General features: G+C 75.1%; 12 protein-coding genes and 1 pseudogene. 9 read left to right on the top strand and 4 right to left on the bottom strand.

Annotation, left to right across the window (positions count from 1 at the left end):
- Window positions 1-74: 74 nt before the first annotated feature.
- From ACOBQU_RS39070 to ACOBQU_RS39050, 5 genes are all read left to right on the top strand, one after another.
- Complete coding sequence (locus ACOBQU_RS39070) at window positions 75-641, top strand: DUF5987 family protein (protein WP_423635131.1); 567 nt, start codon at window positions 75-77, stop codon at window positions 639-641.
- Window positions 638-2,290, top strand: coding sequence for an FAD-dependent oxidoreductase (locus ACOBQU_RS39065; protein ID WP_423635129.1), 1,653 nt, complete (start codon window positions 638-640; stop codon window positions 2,288-2,290). The genes ACOBQU_RS39070 and ACOBQU_RS39065 overlap by 4 nt, the downstream gene beginning before the upstream one ends.
- A complete protein-coding gene (locus ACOBQU_RS39060) occupies window positions 2,287-3,309 on the top strand; it encodes a carboxymuconolactone decarboxylase (protein WP_423635127.1) in 1,023 nt (340 codons plus the stop codon). The genes ACOBQU_RS39065 and ACOBQU_RS39060 overlap by 4 nt, the downstream gene beginning before the upstream one ends.
- Window positions 3,310-3,498: 189 nt before the next feature.
- A complete protein-coding gene (locus tag ACOBQU_RS39055; RefSeq protein WP_423635126.1) occupies window positions 3,499-4,302 on the top strand; it encodes a TIGR03084 family metal-binding protein in 804 nt (267 codons plus the stop codon).
- 80 nt (window positions 4,303-4,382) lie between these two features.
- Window positions 4,383-5,537 carry an epoxide hydrolase family protein gene (locus ACOBQU_RS39050; protein WP_423635124.1) on the top strand — a complete coding sequence of 385 codons (1,155 nt, stop codon included), beginning with the start codon at window positions 4,383-4,385 and terminating at the stop codon, window positions 5,535-5,537.
- 142 nt (window positions 5,538-5,679) lie between these two features.
- On the opposite strand, the gene ACOBQU_RS39045 is transcribed toward ACOBQU_RS39050, so the two are convergent.
- Both ACOBQU_RS39045 and ACOBQU_RS39040 read right to left on the bottom strand, forming a co-directional pair.
- The gene (locus ACOBQU_RS39045) at window positions 5,680-6,390 is read right to left on the bottom strand and encodes a class I SAM-dependent methyltransferase (RefSeq protein ID WP_423635122.1); all 711 of its coding nucleotides are present in this window, start codon (window positions 6,388-6,390) and stop codon (window positions 5,680-5,682) included.
- Between the two features lie 69 nt (window positions 6,391-6,459).
- Complete coding sequence (locus ACOBQU_RS39040; protein ID WP_423635120.1) at window positions 6,460-7,842, bottom strand: FAD-dependent oxidoreductase; 1,383 nt, start codon at window positions 7,840-7,842, stop codon at window positions 6,460-6,462.
- A gap of 198 nt (window positions 7,843-8,040) precedes the next feature.
- On the opposite strand from ACOBQU_RS39040, the gene ACOBQU_RS39035 reads away from it, so the two are divergent.
- The 3 genes and pseudogenes from ACOBQU_RS39035 to ACOBQU_RS39025 all read left to right on the top strand — a co-directional run.
- On the top strand, window positions 8,041-10,605 hold the full coding sequence (locus ACOBQU_RS39035) for a peptidase S8 (protein ID WP_423635119.1): 2,565 nt from the start codon (window positions 8,041-8,043) through the stop codon (window positions 10,603-10,605).
- Between the two features lie 248 nt (window positions 10,606-10,853).
- Window positions 10,854-12,278, top strand: coding sequence for a nucleotide disphospho-sugar-binding domain-containing protein (locus ACOBQU_RS39030; RefSeq protein WP_423635117.1), 1,425 nt, complete (start codon window positions 10,854-10,856; stop codon window positions 12,276-12,278).
- Window positions 12,279-12,321: 43 nt separating this feature from the next.
- Window positions 12,322-13,368 (top strand): annotated as a pseudogene (locus ACOBQU_RS39025) (DegT/DnrJ/EryC1/StrS family aminotransferase); the annotation flags it as partial.
- A 180-nt stretch (window positions 13,369-13,548) separates the two neighbouring features.
- On the opposite strand, the gene ACOBQU_RS39020 reads toward ACOBQU_RS39025, so the two are convergent.
- Together ACOBQU_RS39020 and ACOBQU_RS39015 are read right to left on the bottom strand one after the other, a co-directional pair.
- On the bottom strand, window positions 13,549-16,152 hold the full coding sequence (locus ACOBQU_RS39020; RefSeq protein ID WP_423635115.1) for an ATP-binding protein: 2,604 nt from the start codon (window positions 16,150-16,152) through the stop codon (window positions 13,549-13,551).
- Window positions 16,153-16,208: 56 nt separating this feature from the next.
- Window positions 16,209-17,054 carry an AfsR/SARP family transcriptional regulator gene (locus tag ACOBQU_RS39015; protein ID WP_423635113.1) on the bottom strand — a complete coding sequence of 282 codons (846 nt, stop codon included), beginning with the start codon at window positions 17,052-17,054 and terminating at the stop codon, window positions 16,209-16,211.
- A 324-nt stretch (window positions 17,055-17,378) separates the two neighbouring features.
- On the opposite strand from ACOBQU_RS39015, the gene ACOBQU_RS39010 reads away from it, so the two are divergent.
- A complete protein-coding gene (locus ACOBQU_RS39010; protein WP_423635111.1) occupies window positions 17,379-19,004 on the top strand; it encodes an MFS transporter in 1,626 nt (541 codons plus the stop codon).
- The last annotated feature ends 12 nt before the right edge of the window (window positions 19,005-19,016 follow it).

Raw genomic sequence — 19,016 nt, 5'->3', positions numbered from 1 at the left:
TCTGCGAGTTGCTTCAACGAACTCGCTATTCCTAGTTTGGTGGTGGCCGAAAATAGTGATGCATTCAGGAGGCAATGGCTGTGGCAACTGCCGAGGACACCGGGAGAACCCTCACTCTTGAGGCGTATGCGGACACCGTCGTTCCTGGCGAAAAACGATGGGCCGGGGACCGGGCGGTGGCGGGGGTCGCCGAGGGCGGCGGAGCCGTCGCGGCCGGGGCGTTGGAGCTGCTGGAGTGGGACGCGACCGGCCTCGCCGACGGCCTGGACGAGCTGGCGCGGCTGCTCAACGGGCACGCCCGCGACCACGCCGACACCCACGGGCTGCGACTGGATCCGACCGTTCCGCCCTTCGTGGCCCTGGACTTCGAGCACCGCACGGACCTGGTGCGGCAGCTGACCGCGCCGGGCCACCCGGAGAAGGAGTTCTGGGTGCTGCTCACCCTCTTCAGCAACATGGCCTACGACTCCGCCGCCCACCTGCACACCGCCGACGCGATCGCCCAGGGCCACCCCGGCCTGACCGCCATGGGGTTCACCCCGCCCGGCCCCGACGGGCTGTGGCGCTTCCCGAAGTTCAGCTACGGACGCCCGCTGGCCCGCCTCCACCCCGACACGACCCCTTCAGGGAGCCCGGCATGAGCAGCGCACAGAGCACCGACGTCCTGGTCGTCGGCAGCGGCTTCGGCGGCGCCATCGCCGCCTACCACCTGGCGGCGGGCGGCGCCCGCGTCACGGTCCTGGAGCGCGGACCGTGGCTGGAGAGCCAGGACTTCGAGCACGACTACAAGCTGGGCTCCTCCTACACCAGGGCCTTCGACTTCACCGTCGGCGACGGCATGAGCGTCCTCGGCGGCAACTGCGTCGGCGGCGGCAGCGTCGTCTACTTCGCCTCCATGCCCCGCGCCCCCCGCTTCGTCTTCGAACGCCACGGCAGCATCGGCCGCCGCATGTGGCCCAAGGCCATCACCCGCGCCACCCTCGACCCCTGGTACGACCGCGTCGCCGAGGCCATGCCCGTCACCCCGCAGGGCTGGAACGACGTCACCTACGCGGGCGGCCTGTGGGCCGCCGCCTGCGACCACGCGGGCCGCACCGCCAACCCCCTGCCCGTCGCCGTCGACACCGGCGCCTGCGTCAACTGCAACTGGATGATGGCGGGCTGCCGCTTCGACGCCAAGAAGTCCCTGCTCTTCAACTACCTCCCGGCCGCCCTCGCCCACGGCGCCCGCATCCTGGACCTGCACGAGGTGCAGCGCATCGAACGCACCGAACACGGCGGCTACCGGGTGCACTACGAGACCGTCGACGCGGAGGACTACCGCGTCCACACCGGCTCCGGCGCCATCGACGCCAAGCTCGTCGTGCTCGCCGCCGGGGCGGGCGCCACCCCCGTCATCCTCCAGCGCAGCGAGGCCGCCCTCGGCCCCATGCCGCACGCCGTCGGCCGCTACTTCTCCGGCAACGGCGAGCGCCTCAACACCGCCGTCCTCAACGAGGACCGGGTCGCCGAGGTCCTCGGCCTCAGCCGCGACGAGCAGCGCGCCTACGCCGCCAACCACATCGGCCGCGGGCCCACCGTCGCCAACTGGGACCGGCTCGACGAGAACCTGCCCGAATTCTCCCGCTACTCCCTGGAGCAGCTCTACTTCCCGCCCGGCCTCGGCACCATCCTCGCCCAGGCCGCCCACGCCAGCGGCCCCTCCTGGTTCGGCCGGGACAAGAAGGAGATCCTCAAGCGCTGGAGCTCCTGGCTGACCATCTTCACCATGAGCGAGGACGACAACGAGGGCGTCTTCGGCCCGCCGCCGCCCACCGGCAACGCCACCCGCATCTCCCAGCAGATGCTCGGCCGCGGCAACCTGCGCTACGACCCCACCCCCAACACCCTGCGCGGCTGGGCCGCGTCCGACGCCGAGGTGGCCGACATCCTCGGCCGCGACGGCCTCGCCGAGGTCATGCCCTGGACCAACGACGTCGTCGGCGCCTACACCGTCCACCCCCTCGCCTCCTGCCGCATGGGCGACGACCCCGCCACCTCCGCCCTCGACGACGGCAACGAACTCCGCGGCCACCCCGGCATCTTCGTCACCGACGGCTCCGCGATCCCCGGCGCGCTCACCGTCAACCCGGCCATGACCATCGCGGCCGTCGCGGAACGCGCCATGCCCGGCATCGTGCGGGCCGCCCAGGAGCGCGGCATCCGCGTCACCTACGGCGCCCCCGCGCCCGACGGCGCCACGAGCGGACGCCGGGGCGTGCTGCCGCTGACCCCCCTGGCGGCGGGATGAGGGGCCTCCTCGCGACGTCCCTGCGCGGCGGCCTGGTGCGGATCCGGCACGTCACCGCCGTCCGCCCGGAGGAGGCCCACGGCACGGTGGCCGCCGTCTACCGCCAGACCGAACGGGACTTCGGCGCCCTCGCGCCGCCCGTCGCCCTGCACTCGCCCGCGCCCGGCGTGCTCGCCGCCGCCTGGGCGATGCTCCGGGAGACCCTGCTGGTGGAGGCCGCCGCGAGCAGGGCCGCCAAGGAAGCGGTGGCCACCGGCGTCTCCGAGGCCAACACCTGCCCGTACTGCGTCCAGATCCACGGCGCCGCCCTGTCCGGCCTCGACCGCGGCGGACGCGACGGACCGGCCTTCGCCTGGGCGCGCGGCAGCGGGCCGGACGCCTCCGCCGGGGCCGCGCCACCGCCCTGCGCCCCGGCCGCCGTACCCGAACTGGTGGGCGTCGCCGTGGCCTTCCACTACCTCAACCGCATGGTGAACGTCTTCCTCGACGACTCGCCGCTGCCCGCCACCACGCCCGCCGCGGCGCGCGGCCCCGTGCTGCGGATCGTCACCCGCTCCCTGCGTGCCCAGAGCGCCAGGGCTCCCGCCCCCGGTGACTCCCTGCCGCTGCTGCCCGCCGCGCCGCCCCCCGCCGACCTGGCGTGGGCGGCGGGGAAGGCGCACATCGAGGGCGCGTTCGCCCGCGCGGCGGCCGCCGTCGACGCGGCCGGGGCCCGCGCGGTGCCCGCCGCCGTCCGCGACCTCGTCCTGGCCGAGCTGGCGGACTGGGACGGGCGGCCGCCGGGGATGGCGCGCACCTGGCTGGAGGACAGGGTGCGTCCGCTGCCCGCCGGGACCCGGCCCGCGGCCCGCCTGGCGCTGCTGACCGCGCTCGCCTCGTACCAGGTGTCGCCCGCGGACATCGACGCCGTACGCGACACCGTCGACGGACCGGCCGACCAGCGGCTCGTCGAACTGACCTCCTGGGCGGCCCTGGCGGCGGCCCGGCGGGCGGGCACCCGGCTCGCCCGGCCCCGCTGACGGGCGCGTCAGCACTCTGGGAGAAGACACCGGATCCGCGCTGCCCCAGGCTGGATCCGGTGTCCCCGGCCCCTCCCGCCGAAGGCCTCCGACCGCGCTGCCCCCACCGACCGAACTTCCCTGACCGCGCTGCCCCGTACGACCCCCGAGCTGCCCCCGTGCAGCCCCGAACAGAGACGAGAGCGAGCGATGTCCGAACTGGCGAACGTACTCAAGGACTTGGCAGCCGCGGGCGACGAGACCGACCGCATGGTGGCCGGACTCGACGACGCCCAGTGGGCGCTCGACACCCCCGCCCCCGGCTGGACCGTCAAGGACCAGATAGCCCACCTCACCTTCGTGTTCCAGCTCGCCGGTGCCGCCGCGGCCGACCCGGCGGCGTTCCGCGCCATGACCGAGAAGGCCGCGGGCGACTTCGACGGCGCCGTCAACGCCGCGCTCGCCGCCTACGCCTCCGACACCCCGGCCGCCCTCCTCGCGCGCTGGCGCACCCAGCGCGCCACCACCCTGGAGGCCCTCGCCGCCGTACCGCCCGAGCAGACGGTGCCCTGGCTGGTCAACCCGCTGCCCCCGGCGGTGCTCGCCTGCGCCGGGCTCATGGAGACCTTCGCCCACGGCCAGGACGTCGCCGACGCCCTCGGCATCCGCCGCGAACCGGCCGACTGGCTGCGCCACATCGCCGCCTTCGCCGTCCTGACGCGGGACTTCGGCTACCAGTCGCACGGCCTGACACCGCCCGCCGAGCCCTTCCGGTTCGAGCTGACCGGGCCCTCGGGACAGGTGTGGGAGTACGGCCCCGCCGACGCCGCCCAGCGGATCAGCGGCCCGGCCCACGACTTCTGCCTGCTCGTCACCCGCCGCCGCCACCGCGACGACCTCGCCCTGACCGCCACCGGCGGCGTCGCCGACCACTGGCTCGGCATCGCCCAGGCCTACCGGGGCCCGGCCGGTGCGGGCCGCAGACCCGGCCAGTTCTCCACCGCGGCGGGGTGACCGCCGGGCGCCCGCAATCCCCCCGCAGCCCCGCAGCCCCGCACCCCCGTACCCCCGTACCGACGTCAGAAAGGCACCCCGTGCGGCCCTTCCACATCGACATCCCCGAGGAAGACCTCGACGACCTGCGGCACCGCCTGGAGCGGACCCGCTGGCCGGACGCCGGTCCGGACGCCGGGTGGGACCGCGGGGTGCCGCTCGGCTACCTCAGGGACCTCGCCGAGTACTGGCGCACGGAGTACGACTGGCGGGCAGTCGAGGCCAGGCTGAACCAGCACCCCCAGTTCCGCGCCGACATCGACGGCGCCGACATCCACTTCCTGCACGTGACCTCCCCCGAACCCGGCGCGCGACCCCTGATCCTCACCCACGGCTGGCCCGGCTCCATCGTGGAGTTCCTCGACGTCATCGGCCCCCTCAGCGACCCACGCCAGCACGGCGGCGACCCCGCCGACGCCTTCCACCTGGTCATCCCCTCCCTGCCGGGGCACGGCTTCTCCGGCCCGCCGCCGGGGCCCGGCTGGGACTACCGCAGGATCGCCAAGGCCTGGGACGCGCTCATGCGCGACCTTGGCTACGACACGTACCTCACCCAGGGCGGCGACCACGGCGCGTTCATCTCCCTCGAACTCGCCCGCCTCGCCCCCGGGCGCGTCCTCGGCGCGCACGTCAACATGCTGCTCACCGTGCCCTCCGGCGACCCCGGCGAACTCGCGGAACTCTCCCCGCAGGACCTCGCGCGCCTGGAGAAGATGGCCCGCTTCGACCAGGAGCTGTCCGGCTACATGAAGCTCCAGGCCACCCGGCCGCAGACGGTGTCCTACGGGCTCACCGACTCACCCGTCGGCCAACTCGCCTGGATCGTCGAGAAGTTCATGGAGTGGACCGACTCGGACAAGGCACCCGAGGACGCCGTGGCCCGCGACGTGCTGCTCACCAACGTCATGTTCTACTGGCTGACCGCCACCGCCGCGTCCTCGGCGCACATGTTCTACGAGGCGCGCCCGTACATGCGGGACGTCTTCACGCCGGGCGTACGGCCCGAGCCGGTGCCCGCGCCCGTCGGCGTCCTCGTCCTCAAGCCCGACTTCGCGCCGGTGCGCGCCCTCGCCGAGCGCGACTACCCTTCCATCGCGCACTGGACGGAGATCGAGCACGGCGGCCACTTCGCCTCCCTCGAACAGCCGGAGGCGTTCGTGGCGGACATACGGAAGTTCGCGCGCACCCTGCGCTGAGCGAGCCGCGCCCTGCGCTGAGCGAGCCACGCCCTGCGCTGAGCGGGGCGCGCCCTGTACTGAGCGGGGCGCGTGCGACAGGCCGTGTGCCCGGTCCCGGGCACACGGCCTGTCCTTCTGTACGCGCTATACGTGTACGCCGCTACCGCCGCTCCGCCACGAACAGCCCGCGCCCCGACTGCACCCCCGGCAGGTACCGCGCCGCGCAGCCCGCCGCGTCGAACGCCGCCAGGTACTCCTCCTCGGACCACAGGCCGAACACCTGGGTCTCCGTGAAGTGCTCGATGCCGTGCGGGTCGGCCACCACGTAGTGGCTGTGCACCCGCGCCGAGCCCGGGGACCGCACGGCGTGCGACACCCGGGCCACGGTCCGGCCCTCGCCGCGCACCACGTCCGCGGCGACGTGCCCGTCGAGGAACGTCGCCGGGAAGTACCAGGGCTCCACGACCAGCACGCCGCCCGGCGCGAGGTGCCCGACCATCCGGCGCAGCGCCACGGCCAGGTCGCCCGTCGACGGGAGGTAGGCGACCGCCGTGGACAGCGAGATCACCGCGTCGAAGGCGCGCCCCAGGTCGAGGTCGCGCATGTCCGCCACGTGCACCGCGACCCCGGGCAGCTTGCCGCGGGCGACACGGGCCATGGCCTCCGACAGGTCGACGCCCTCCACGTGCGCGAAACTCCGCCGCAGCGTCACCAGGTGCTCGCCGGTGCCGCACCCCACGTCCAGCAGCGACGCCGCCGAGGGCACCCGTTCGCGTACCAGCCCGGCCACCAGCTCGGCCTCGCCCCGGAAGTCCTGCCCCCGGGCCGAGTACACCAGGTCATAGACGCGAGCGAGCTGCTCGGCGAACACGGCACGGTCCCCTTTCGACGTCGGCGGCACGGCAGCGCCCCGAAGGGGCGCGGGGCTGGGGAGGGGCACTCACCCCGTGGGGCCCGGCGCCACCGGATCCGCCGAGGCCGGGCGCGCCAGCGCCTTCGGCGGGCGCAGAGTGGCATGCCGCAGCACCCGCAGCGCGGTGAGCGGCCGCATCAACGACTGCGGCGGGTCGATGAGCCCCGCCACCCGCATCATCCCGTCCGCCAGCCGCGCGTCCTTCGTCGCCGCGTACTGCACGCGCGCCATGTACGCGTTGCCCACCCGCACCTTCACCGTGCGGCGGCCCCTGACCCCGGGGAAGGCGAGGTCGCCCCCGGCGGAGACGTCCCAGGGGATGTCGATGGCGCGGGACACGTCCCGGTGGAAGGGGCCCGGCGCCACCGGACCCTCCTGCCGCAGCCGGTCGCGCAGCGCCATCGCCTCGATCGCGGCGACGCTCATGCCCTGGCCGTAGACCGGGTTGAAGCTGCACACCGCGTCCCCCATGACGAGCAGGCCCTCCGGGAAGCGGGTCAGGCGCTCGTAGCGGCGCCGCACGCTCGCCGGGAACCGGAACGACACCGGGTCGTCGAGCGGCTCGGCGCCGCGCACCGCGTCGTACACGTCCGGAACCGGCAGGGAGCGGACGAACTCCAGGAACGCGCCGGGCTCGGTCGGCGGCTGGTCACCGAGGATGCCGGTCAGCGACAGGATGCAGCGGTCGGGGCCCACCTGCCCGAAGAACGCGCCGCGCGGATGGTCCGGCGACGCCACCGGGTTGATGGACTGCACGCCGTCGAACATGCCGGGCTCGGTGCGGTAGTGCCGCGTGGTGTACGCCAGGTCGATCCGCACCCGCTCCTCGTCGGGCCGCCGGTAGCCCAGCTCCTCCAGCCAGGCGGGCGTGCGCGAGCCCCGCCCCGTGGCGTCCACCACCAGGTCCGCGGCCAGCTCCTCCTCCGCGCCGGTCGCCGCCTGCCGGATCCGCACGCCGGTGATCCGCCCGCGGTCCGCGGTGGCGGTCGGCGCGAGGATCTGGTGCTCCTCGCGGAACACCACGTTGGGCAGCGCGGCGACCCGGTCCCGGACGCACCCTTCGAGGTAGGGGCGCGGCGGCGTCAGCGACTTCAGGCCGGTGCGGGCGGGCCGCAGTCGGCGCGCGTTGAAGAACCACCGCATCTCCCCGAGGTCGCCGACCGGCATCCCCGCGGCGGCCAGCGCCTCGGTGAAGCCGGGGAACAGGTCCTCCAGGATCAGCTGGCCCCGGGCGTGCAGCCCGTGCGCGTGCCGGGTGTGCGGGGTGCCCCGGCGCGGCTCGTGGACCCCGACCACCCGGTCGCGGTCGACGACCACCACCTCCGCGTAGAACTCGGCGAGCACCCGGGCGGCGAGGAGCCCGGCCATGCTGCCGCCGAGCACCACGGCACGGTTCCTGGCGCGGGTCATGCGGGTACCTCCTTGGGTCGCGTCTGGTGCACCGACCTTGGCGTTTCGCGCGCGCCGCCGCATCTCCTGAAGTGCGCAGTCCGTCCAGTCCCTGGGGACGGGGCCGCCGCAGCACCGCACTTCAGAAGATGCCGACGGCGGAGCGCGCCCACGACCATGGCCGTGGATCTCGAACACCCCCTCACCGGAGGTACGTTGATGCGCAGGGAGGCCCGGACCACCCGCACCCGACCCGGACCAGGACGGTGGCCCGGCCTGATCGGCCTGGCCGCCGCGGCGCTGCTCGGCACCGCCCTGGTGCCGCCCGCCGCGGCGGACGGCGGCACCCCGACCGCCGCCCCGACCGCCCCGGCCGCCGAGAAGAGCGAACGCCCCCGCGCCGTCACGCTGATCACCGGCGACCGGGTCCTCGTGCCCGGCCCCGGCCGCCCCCGCACCGAGGTGGTGCGGGCCCCGGGCCGCGAAGGCGTGCGGTTCAGCGCCTACCGCGTCGACGGGCACCAGTACGCCGTCCCGGAGGACGCCCGGCACCTGGTGCGGGACGGGCGCCTCGACCGCCGCCTGTTCGACGTGACGGCGCTGGCGCGCGCCGGGTACGACGAGCGCAGGCGGGACCTGCCGCTGACGGTGGGCGGGAAGCAGCGCCGGGTGCCCACCGCGAAGCTCGCCGACTTCTGGCAGCGCCTGCGCGACGGCGAGACCGCTGCCAAGGGCGCCCCCGAGGCCGCCCCCAACGCCGCCTCCGGCACGGCCCGTTCGGCCACCCCGGCAGACGTACCGCGCATCGGCCTGCCCGGCGTCACCGGCGAGAAGGCCACCCCCGACCGCGCCCGCACCCGCGGCGCGGGCCACCTGCTCACCGTGCGCCACCTCGGCCGCGACGGCGCCCCCGCCGCCGACGCCGAGACCATGGTGATCGGACTCGACGCCCCCGTACGCCACATACGTGAGTTCCTGTACGACGACGACGGCACCGCCGAGCTGCGCCTGCCGCCCGGCCGCTACCTGCTGGTCGGCGACGTCGTCGACCGCGACAGGAACTGGCACCGGATCGTCCGGCCCACCCTCGACCTGACCCGGGACACCCGCGTCACCGTCGACGCCCGCACCACCAAGCCGCTCACCACCACCCTCACCCGCAAGGGCGCGCGGCCCGCGGCGGTCGACGTCGGCTTCGAGCGCCGCACCGGCGAGGGCACCGTCGGCGTCTCCCTGGGCTCCACGACCTTCGGGCGCCTGTACACCGCCCAGCTGGGTGCCCCCGTCACCGACGAGGAGATGACCTCCGGCCTCTCCTCGACCTGGGGCGCCCCGGGGGCGCGCGGCGACTTCGCGAACACCCCGTACACGTACCACCTGCTCAACACCGTGCACGGCCGGTTCTTCACCGGCTTCGCGCGCACCGTCTCCGACGACTCGCTCGCCCGGGTGACGGCCGCCCACCACGCCCAGACCACCGGCAGGCGGGGCGTGAAGGGGTTCTTCGGCAAGGCCCCCGGCTTCGCCGCGGTGTCCGGGACGATGCTGCCCTTCGACCTGCCGTCCCGGGTCACCCACTACCTGGACACCCGCGACACCGAATGGTCCGGCGCGTTCGGCGAGCAGACCGCGGGCCCCGACGGTTTCCCCGTGTACGCGACCGCCATGGGCTCCGACTACCGCGCCTACCGGGCCGGTGAGCGCACCACCGAGCGGTGGAACGCCGCCGTGTTCGCCCCGTTCCTGTTCCGCCCCGACCACGCGGGCCGCAAGGGCGACACCCTGTGGGCCGGAGTGCCGCTCTTCACCGACCAGGACGACCACCGCGCGGGCTCGCTCACCGACAGCGCGTCCATCCGGCTCTACCGCGACGGCAAGCTGGTGGGGGAGTCGAACGGCGGCCAGCTGACCGCCCAGGTGCCCCCGGGCAAGGCCCGCTTCCGCCTTGAGAACACCGCCTCCCGCACGTCCATGTTCCGCCTGTCGAACGAGGTGCGGTCGGTGTGGGGCTTCACCTCCGACACCACGAGCGGCGACGGCGCGGCGCTCCCGCTGTGGGTGGTCAGGTACTTCCCCGACGTCGACCTCCACAACAACCTCCTGCCGGGCAAGGGCGGCACGCACGGCAAGGGAGGCACGCACGGCAAGGGAGGCACGCACGGCGAGGGGGGCCACGGCGGCCGGGGGAAGCCGTCCTCCGTCGTCACGCTGCCGCTGACCGCCGAGTCGCACCCGGGCGCGGACGTCGGTACGGTCCGCGAGCTGCGCCTGAGCGTCTCCACGGACCGCGGCGCCTCCTGGCAGCGGGTCCCCGTGACGACGGACAGCGCCGGGAAGAGGCGGGCGACGGTGCCCCGGCCCACCGGGAAGCAGACCCTGTCCCTGCGCGCGCACCTCACCGACTCCCGGGGCAACACCCTGGAGCAGACCACCATGAACGCCCTCGGCACGGACCGCACCGCGCGGCCGCCGCGCCCCGAACCGCCCACCTCCCCGCAGCAGTGCATCTCCGCGCCGAAGACCCCGCACAAGAGCCCCAGCGGCTTCCGGATCCTCAGCTCGTCCCACAACGCCTGTAGCACCCCCGCGACGTTCTGGCTGATGCGCTACGACGCGGGCCGCTCCGAGTGGCACACCATCACCGAGAACGTCATCGCCCCGGGCGACACCGCCACCGCCGACTGGCCCTGCCGGGGCAGCGGCACCCACACCTACCGGGCGGTCCAGTTCGACCCCAACATGATGTTCACCAAGCCGAGTCCGGCGGTCTCCATCCGCTGCTGATCCCTTCCCGGGCTTCCGGGGGGCTGCCTGCCGGGGTTCGCCTTCCGGGGGTCTTCCTCCCCGGGGGCCGCCTCCCGGGGATCTGCCTGATCTCCGTAGGGGGCGCCTGGCCCCCGTGGGCGCCCGCCCCCCGTGGGCGCCCGCCCCCCCGGACCCGCCGCGCGCCCACGCCCCCGTACCGAACCGCCCGTTCCGACGCCACCGCCACCGACGCTGCTGCTCCCCGAGCCGGACCAGAAAGGCCCCCGATGCGCGTTCTCTTCACCGTCTGGCCCAACCCCTCGCACCTGTACCCGGTGGTGCCCCTCGCCTGGGCGCTCCGGAGCGCGGGCCACGACGTCCGCATAGCCGCCCATCCGGAGATCAGCGAGAGCATCGCCGCCGCCGGACTCACCGCCGTACCCCTCGGCGACCCGGACGACATGCCCGTGCCCCTGGGGCCGGGGCGGGCCTACACCGCCGAGCGCGCGCGGGTGGCGGCCGTCACCGAGGAGCTGCGGCTCGACGCCGCCGACCGTGAACTCTGGGACACCTTCAGCCAGTTCATGCTCCCGGCCATGTGGGACTTCCACCCGCTGGGGGCGTCGCCGGACGAGCCGCGCCCGGCCATGGACGCCCTCGTCGCCTTCGCCCGCGACTGGCGCCCCGACCTGGTCCTGTGGGACCCCTGCTTCCCCGGCGCGGCCGTCGCGGCCCGCGTCTGCGGGGCGGCACAGGCCCGGCTCATCACGGCACCGGACTGGTGGGGCTGGTCCGTCGACCGGCTCGCCGAACGCGCCGCCACCGCCGCCGCGCCCCAGGGGTCCGCCGCCGCGCCCCAGACGTCCGCCGACGACCCCCTGACCCAGACCCTCGGCCCCGTCGCCGCACGCTACGGCCAGCGCCTCGACGACGAGCTGATCCGCGGCCAGTGGACCGTCAGCACCCTGCCCGAGGCGATGAGCATCCCCGTCAGCACCCCCACGGTCCGCGTCCGCTGGGTGCCGTTCTCCGGCCAGACCGTGATGCCCGACTGGCTGTACCCGCTGCCGGACCGGCCCCGGGTGGGCCTGTCGCTCGGCCTGTCCTGGCGCACGTACCTGGAAGGCGGCTGGGACCACGTGCCCGCGCTCCTGGACGCCGTGTCGACCCTCGACGTCGAGGTCGTCGCCACCCTCAACGCCAAGCAGCTCGCCGCCGTGCCCCGGCTGCCCGACAACGTCCGCGCCGTCGACTACCTGCCCCTGGACCAGCTCGTGCCGACGTGCGCCGCCCTCATCCACCACGGCGGCCTCGCCACCTACTCGGCCGCCGCCGCCCACGACGTGCCGCAGCTGATCACCGACACCCCCGAGGCGGACGTCCACGCGGTCGAGGCGGACGACGGCATGGGCGCCACCAAGCATGCCGCGTCCCCCGTCTCCGTACGCCACGTCCTCGACCACGGCGCGGGCCTCGTCCTGGACATCGGGTCCCCCTCAGCGGACGCCATGCGCGCCCGGATCAGCCGTGTCCTCACCGAGCCGTCGTTCCGCGAGGGCGCCGCCCGCCTGCGCGCGGAGCACCAGGCGATGCCGAGCCCCACGACACCGTCCCCGTCCTGGAGAAGCTCACCGCCCAGCACCGCCCCTGACCCGCGTACCGCCGTCACCGCCATCACCGCCGTCACCGCCTCCATCGCTTTACCGCGGTAAAGCGATCCCCGCCGCCTACCGCCGCCCACCGTGGGAGCAACCGATGATCAACGTGTCCCAGCCGAGCGTCGGCGACGCCGAACTCGACGCGATCCGCGAGGTGTTCGCCGACAACTGGCTGGGCCACGGCCCGCGCTGCGCCCGCTTCGAGCGGCGCTTCGCCGACCACCTCGGCGTGGACCCCGAGCACCTGCTGTTCATCAACTCCGCGACGTCCGGCCTCTTCCTGACCATGGAGCTGCTCGGGCTCGGGCCGGGCGACGAGGTCGTCCTGCCGTCGGCGAGCTTCGTCGCCAACGGCAACGCCGTCGTCGCCAGCGGCGCCCGCCCCGTCTTCTGCGACGTCGACCCGCGCACCCTCAACCCCACCGCCACCGACGTCGCCCGCGCCCTGACCGACCGCACCAAGGCCGTGATGGTGCTGCACTACGGGGGCCTGCCCGGGGACATCGCCGCGATCGCCGAGCTGTGCCGCGACCGCGGCGTCGCGCTGATCGAGGACGCCGCCTGCTCGGTCGCCTCCAGCGTCGACGGCCGCATGTGCGGCACCTTCGGGGACTTCGCCGTGTGGAGCTTCGACTCCCGCAAGATCATCACCACCGGCGACGGCGGCATGATCCACGTACGCGACCCCGAACTCGCCCGCGCCGCCCACCGCCTGGCCTACCACGGCCTCGGCGACCGCAGTGCCTTCACCACCGCCGCCCAGGGCGCCGACCAGTGGTGGGGCCTGGACGTGGAGCGCCCCGGGCGGCGCCTCATCGGCAACGACATGACCGCCGCCATCGGCGAGGTCCAACTGGGCCGCCTCCCCGGCTTCGTCGCCCGCCGCGCCGCGCTCACCGCGCTGTACGACACCCACCTCGCCGGGGTCGACGGCGTGCGGCTGCCGCCCGCGCCGCCCCCGGGACACGTCAGCACCCACTACTTCTACTGGGTCCAGCTCGCCGGGAACATCCGCGACCGCGTCGCCAAGACCCTCCTGGAGCGCGGCGTCTACACCACCTTCCGCTACGTGCCGCTGCACCACGTCCCCCTCTACGAAGCGCCCGCCGACCTCCCCGGCACCGACGAGGCCAGCGACACCACGCTGCTGCTGCCCCTGCACCAGGCCCTCACCGACGCCGAAGCCCACACCGTCGTACGGGAGTTCACGGCGGCGGTGGGGAGTGCCGGGGCACCGCCTGACGAGCCCCGCGACACGGCGCCGGGGCAGCGCCGGACGGCGGCGCCGGAGCCCCTGAACGCAGGCCCGGTCCCCGGCGGCCCCTCACGCCTGAGGCAGCGACTCCCTGGCCCCCGACACCAGCTCGTCCAGGTCGGCCCGGCGGCCCTCGGCGCACGCCTCCGTGTACGCCTCCTCGCCGATGGCCGCGCGGACCCGCGCGGTGACCCGCTCCACGTCCCCGCGCTCCGCCGGTGCCAGCGGGGCGCGGGCCGACTCCCGGACGCCGTCCGCCGCACCGAGCAGCCGCGCCGCACACCGGGGCCGTCCCAGCTGCGCGTGCGCCCCCGCGAGGCCCTCCAGGGCGATCACCACGCCCCGGGGGTCGCCCGCCAGCTGCCGGGCCACGGCCAGGCCCTCCAAGTGCAGGGCCAGCGCCGCCCCGGTGTCGCCGCGCTGCTCGGCGACGAACCCCAGCTCGGGCAGGATCAGCGCCAGCGGCAGCGTGTTGCCCCGGCCCGAGCGCTCCCGCGGCATCCAGTCCAGCACCCGCCGCAGGTGCGTCTCGGCCACGTCGAGCTTGCCCGCCTTGCGGGCGGCGATGCCGAGCCCCATCTCGCCGAAGATCTCCCCGGGTTTGAAGCTGTGCTCCCTGGCCAGCCGGATGGCCCGCTCGTGCAGCTCCCTGGCCTCCTCGTAGTCACCGGTGAGCATCGCCACCCGGCCCAGCCAGGACAGCCTGCTGGACACCTCCGACCACAGGCCCAGCTCCCGCGCGGTGCGCAGCCCGCTCCAGTGCAGCTCGGTGGCCTCCTCGTAACGGCCCGCGATCTCCGCGAGGTTGCCCACGGAGTCCGTCGCCTGGAGGTACCCCCAGCGGTCGCCGATGTCCTTGAACAGCGCCATGCTCCGCTCGCCGTCGCGCCGCAGCGACGCCAGGTCGCCGCGGACCATCGCGTGCTTGGCGCGCGTGCCGAGCGCCGCCGCCACGCTCCACCGGTCGCCCAGTTCCTCGGCCGCGGCCAGCGCCGCGCCGACCAGCCGCTCGCTGACCGCGAGGTCGCCGAAGTCGCACTCGATGAACCCCAGGAACCAGCGGGCCCTGACCCGGTCGGCGGGCTCGTCGCCGCCCTGGTCCAGCGCCCGCGCCGCACGCCGCCGCGGCCCCTCGTCGGCGACGTCACCGGACAGCACCGTGAACCCGGCGTGCCAGGCCATGGCCACGGCACGGGCGGCGCTCACCGCGGCCCCCGCGCCGCCCCGGCCCTCGCCCGCACGACCCTCGCCCGCACGACCCTCGCCCCCGTGGGCCGTCGCGTCGCCCTCGTGGGCCGTCGCGTCCAGGGCCATGCCCAGCTGCCCCATGCCCTCGCGCAGGCGCCCGCGCAGGAACCAGTACCAGGCGAGGGAGTTGGCGAACCGCAGCGCCGCCTCCCCGGCGCCCGCCCGGCCCTCGGCCGCGTCCCGGATGGCGCCCGCGAGCGCCGCGCTCAGATTGCCGCGCTCGGTGTCGAGCAGCCGCAGCCAGCGCTGCTGGTCCGCGGAGTACAGGTGCGGCGCGGCCCGCTCGGCGAGCCCCCGGTAGTAGTCCTGGTGGCGCCGCACCGGCTCCGTGTCGCGGGCCTGGCCGAGCTGGTCGCGGCAGTACTCGGCGACGGACTCCAGCAGCCGGTAGCGCGGCCCGTCGCCCCCCGCGCCCCCCGCACCCCCCGGAGCACCCTCGCTCCCCTCGGCACCCTCCAGGGCCACCACCAGCGAGCGGTCCACCAGGCGCGCCAGCAGCCCCAGCACGTCCTGGCCCGCGACGGTGTCCCCGCACACGGCCTCGGCCGCCTCCAGCGTGCAGCCGTCGACGTGCACCGCCAGCCTGCGCAGCACCACGCGCTCGGGCTCCGTCAGCAGCTCCCAGCTCCAGTCGATCATCGCGCGCAGCGTCTGCTGACGCGGCGCGGCCCCCCGGTAGCCGACGGCGAGGACGCGGAAGCGGTCGTCGAGCCGCGTGAGCAGCCCCCGCACGCCCAGCGCCCGCACCCGCGTCGCGGCCAGCTCCAGGGCCAGCGGAAGGCCGTCGAGCCTGCGGCAGACCGTGGACACCGCCGGGGCGTTGTCCACGGACAGCGCGAAGCCGGGCAGGCTGTCGCCGACACGCGCCACGAAGAGCCGTACGGCGCTGGAGCACCGCAGCGCCTCCGGGCGGGCGTCGTCCACCGGGTCGGGCAGGTCAAGGGGCGGCACCGGCCACCTCGCCTCGCCCTCCACCTGAAGCGGCTCCCGGCTCGTCGCCAGGATCCGCAGGCCGGGCGCCGCCCGCAGCAGCGCCCCGGCCAACTCGGCGGTGGCCTCGATCAGATGCTCGCAGTTGTCGAGGACCAGCAGCATCCGCTTCGTCAGCAGGTAGTCCGCGAGCTGCCCGGCCAGGCTCGCGCGCCCCGGGCCCGGCCCGCGCTCGGCGGCGGCCGCCTCGCGCACCCCGAGCACCGCCATCACGGCCTGCGCCACCGACTCTGCCGTCACCGGGACACCGGGCGGCGCCAGCGGGGCCAGCTCCACGAGCCACACCCCGTCAACGAAGCCGCCGAAGCCGCCGGGAGCGTCACCAGCACCGCCAGTGTCGTGGGCCCCCTCACCCCCGCAGGCGTCCCGGCACCGCCGCGCCGTCTCCAGCGCGAGGCGGGTCTTGCCGACGCCGCCGGGCCCGGTGAGGGTCACCAGGCGCCGGGTCTCCAGCAGGGCCCGTACCTCGGCGAGGGCCTCGTCGCGCCCGATCAGCGCGCTGAGCGGGGCGGGCAGGTTGTCCCCGGGGTGGTCGTCGGGGCCGCCGCCGGGGTCGTCGCGGGCGCGGCGCCCGGACCCGGCGCGAGCCGGAGGGCCGGGTCCTGCCGCAGGATCGCCCCGTGCAGGGCGACGAGTTCGGCGCCCGGGTCGAGCCCCATCTCCTCGACGAGCAGCCGCCGCAGCTCCTCGTAGGCGGCCAGTGCCTCGGCCTGCCGCCCCGAGCGGTACAGCGCGAGCATGTACGAGGCCCGCAGCCGCTCCCGCAGCGGATACCGGCCCACCAGTTCCCCGAGTTCCCCGGTCAGCGCCTGGTGCTCGGCCAGCGCCAGGCGGGCCTCGGCCCGGTCCTCGTAGGCCGAGAGCCGCCGCTCCTCCAGGCGCGTGATCGCGGGCTGGAGGAACGCCTGGTCGTCGAAGTCCGCGAACGCCGCCCCGCGCCACAGCCCTAGCGCCTCGCACAGCAGCGCCGCCCGGCGCCGCGGCTCGGGGGCGTCGCCCGCCCGCTGGACAAGGGCCTCGAACCGCTCGGCGTCCACCGCGTCGGGCGGCGTCCTCAGGGCGTAGCCGGTGGCGAGGGACACCACCAGGTCCCGGCCGCCGGGCTCGGCGTCCTCCAGGACGCGCCGCAGCCGGGAGACCTTGATCTGGAGTGCGCCCACCGGGTTGACCGGCGGCGCGTCGCCCCACAGGTCCTGCACCAGGCGGTCGGTGGAGACCGGCCGTCCGCCGTGCGCCAGGAGATCGGCCAGCAGGAGGCGGATCTTCTGCTCGGGAACGCGGACCTCGCGGCGGTCCGTGGTCAGTACCGACAGGGGACCCAACACACCGAAACGCATGGGCCACGGTATCGCGCGGCCCCCCGAAGCCGGGGCGAATGCCGTCCGACAGCGGTCCGAAAGTGCCGCTGGGCAGGGTGGAAGGGGCATCGGGCAGTCGCACACTCCCCCGCGGGCCGCCCGATGCCACCCCCGACCACGGCGCCCCCCCACGACAGCCCCGGCGCCCCGACCGACCGGCGCCACCCCCGACATCCCCAAGGCCCCCGACATCCCCAAGGCCCCCGACATCCCCGCCCCGGTGGCCGCCGCCCGCACTCCGGCCAACCGGCGCCACCCCGGGCCACCGCCCACCCCCCAACGCAGAAAACGGAAGGCTCAGCGATGGACGCGACGGATACGAGCACGACCAGCGAGGCGCCCGCCAGGGCGGGACGGCGGGAGTGGATCGGCCTGGCCGTGCTGGCCCTGCCCACACTCCTGCTGTCCCTGGACGTCAGCGTGCTCAACCTGGCCCTGCCGCACCTCAGCGCGGACCTCGGCGCCAGCGCCACCCAACAGCTGTGGATCATGGACATCTACGGCTTCATGATCGCCGGGTTCCTGATCACCTGGGGCAACCTCGGCGACCGCATCGGCCGCCGCAAGCTGCTGCTGTGCGGCGCCGCCGCCTTCGGCGCGGCCTCCGCGCTCGCCGCCTACGCCGACAGCCCCGGCACCCTCATCGCCGCCCGCGCCGTCCTCGGCATCTCCGGCGCCACGCTGATGCCGTCGCTGCTGGCGCTGATCGGCAACATGTTCCAGGACCCCAAGCAGCGCGGCACGGCCATCGGCGTGTGGATGAGCTGCTTCATGGGCGGCATGGCCCTCGGCCCCGTCGCGGGCGGCGCGCTCCTCGACCACTTCTGGTGGGGCTCGGTGTTCCTGCTGGGCGTGCCCGTCATGGTGCTGCTGCTGATCCTCGGCCCCCTGCTGCTGCCCGAGTACCGCGCCCCCGAGGCGGGCAAGACCGACCTGCCGAGCGTCCTGCTGTGGCTCGCCACGATCCTGCCGGTCATCTACGCCGCCAAGAAGCTCGCCGCCGACGGCTTCGACACCACCACCCTGCTGATCCTCGTCGCCGGTGCCGCCGTCGGCGTCGTGTTCGCCCTGCGCCAGCGCACCCTCACCAGCCCCCTGCTCGACCTCGGCCTGTTCCGCAACCGCACGCTCAGCTCCGCCCTCGGCGTGGCCCTGCTGTGCTCGGCCACCATGGGCGGCGTCACCCTGCTCGTCTCCCTGCACCTCCAGCAGGTGGCGGGCCTGTCGCCGCTGGAGGCGGGCCTGTGGCTGGTGCCGTCCTTCGCGCTGGCCATCGTCGGCAACATGGCCGCCCCCAACCTGGCGCGCCGCATCCGCCCCGCCTACGCCATCGCCCTCGGCCTGCTCGTCACCACCGGCGGGCTGCTGCTGCTCACCCAGGCCGACTCCTCCGGCGGCATCGCCCTGGTGGTCATCGGCTACGCCGTCGCCTTCGCGGGCACCAGCCCCATGGGCGTCCTCAGCACCGAACTCGTCGTCGGCTCCGCCCCGCCCGAGAAGGCCGGTTCGGCGGCGGCCATGTCCGAGACCAACGGCGAGTTCGGCATCGCCATGGGCATCGCCGTCCTCGGCAGCGTCGGCGCGGCCGTCTACCACCACCAGTACGACGCCGACGTCCCCGACAGCGTCCCCGCCGACGCCGCCGACAGCGCCCGCGACAGCATCTCCGCCGCGTCCGACACCGCGGCCTCGCTGCCCGCCGCCACCGGTGACGACCTGCTGTCCGTCGCCCGCGACGCCTTCACCAGCGGGCTGCACGTCGTCGCCGTCACGGCCGCCGTCGCCATGGTCGCCTTCGCCGCGCTGTCCGTCGCCGTGCTGCGCCACGTACGCCCCAGCGGCCAGGGCGGGGAGCAGTCCGACGAGGGCCCCGGCACCCCCGACGCGCCGGACACCGACACCGTCGCCGCGTCGGCGGAGCCCCGCTGACCCCGCCGCGCG

The sequence above is a fragment of the Streptomyces sp. G45 genome, assembly GCF_049542095.1.
Classification (GTDB): domain Bacteria; phylum Actinomycetota; class Actinomycetes; order Streptomycetales; family Streptomycetaceae; genus Streptomyces.
Note: the sequence above shows the minus strand (reverse complement) of the source record. Positions and strands in the feature narration are given on the sequence as shown.

What these genes read in the sequence shown, in the direction of transcription:
- ACOBQU_RS39035 (WP_423635119.1), top strand. Translation starts at nt 8,041, where the DNA reads ATGCGCAGGGAGGCCCGGACCACCCGCACCCGACCCGGACCAGGACGG.
- ACOBQU_RS39010 (WP_423635111.1), top strand. Translation starts at nt 17,379, where the DNA reads ATGGACGCGACGGATACGAGCACGACCAGCGAGGCGCCCGCCAGGGCG.
- ACOBQU_RS39030 (WP_423635117.1), top strand. Translation starts at nt 10,854, where the DNA reads ATGCGCGTTCTCTTCACCGTCTGGCCCAACCCCTCGCACCTGTACCCG.
- ACOBQU_RS39060 (WP_423635127.1), top strand. Translation starts at nt 2,287, where the DNA reads ATGAGGGGCCTCCTCGCGACGTCCCTGCGCGGCGGCCTGGTGCGGATC.
- ACOBQU_RS39015 (WP_423635113.1), bottom strand. Translation starts at nt 17,054, where the DNA reads ATGCGTTTCGGTGTGTTGGGTCCCCTGTCGGTACTGACCACGGACCGC.
- ACOBQU_RS39055 (WP_423635126.1), top strand. Translation starts at nt 3,499, where the DNA reads ATGTCCGAACTGGCGAACGTACTCAAGGACTTGGCAGCCGCGGGCGAC.
- ACOBQU_RS39065 (WP_423635129.1), top strand. Translation starts at nt 638, where the DNA reads ATGAGCAGCGCACAGAGCACCGACGTCCTGGTCGTCGGCAGCGGCTTC.
- ACOBQU_RS39040 (WP_423635120.1), bottom strand. Translation starts at nt 7,842, where the DNA reads ATGACCCGCGCCAGGAACCGTGCCGTGGTGCTCGGCGGCAGCATGGCC.
- ACOBQU_RS39070 (WP_423635131.1), top strand. Translation starts at nt 75, where the DNA reads ATGGCTGTGGCAACTGCCGAGGACACCGGGAGAACCCTCACTCTTGAG.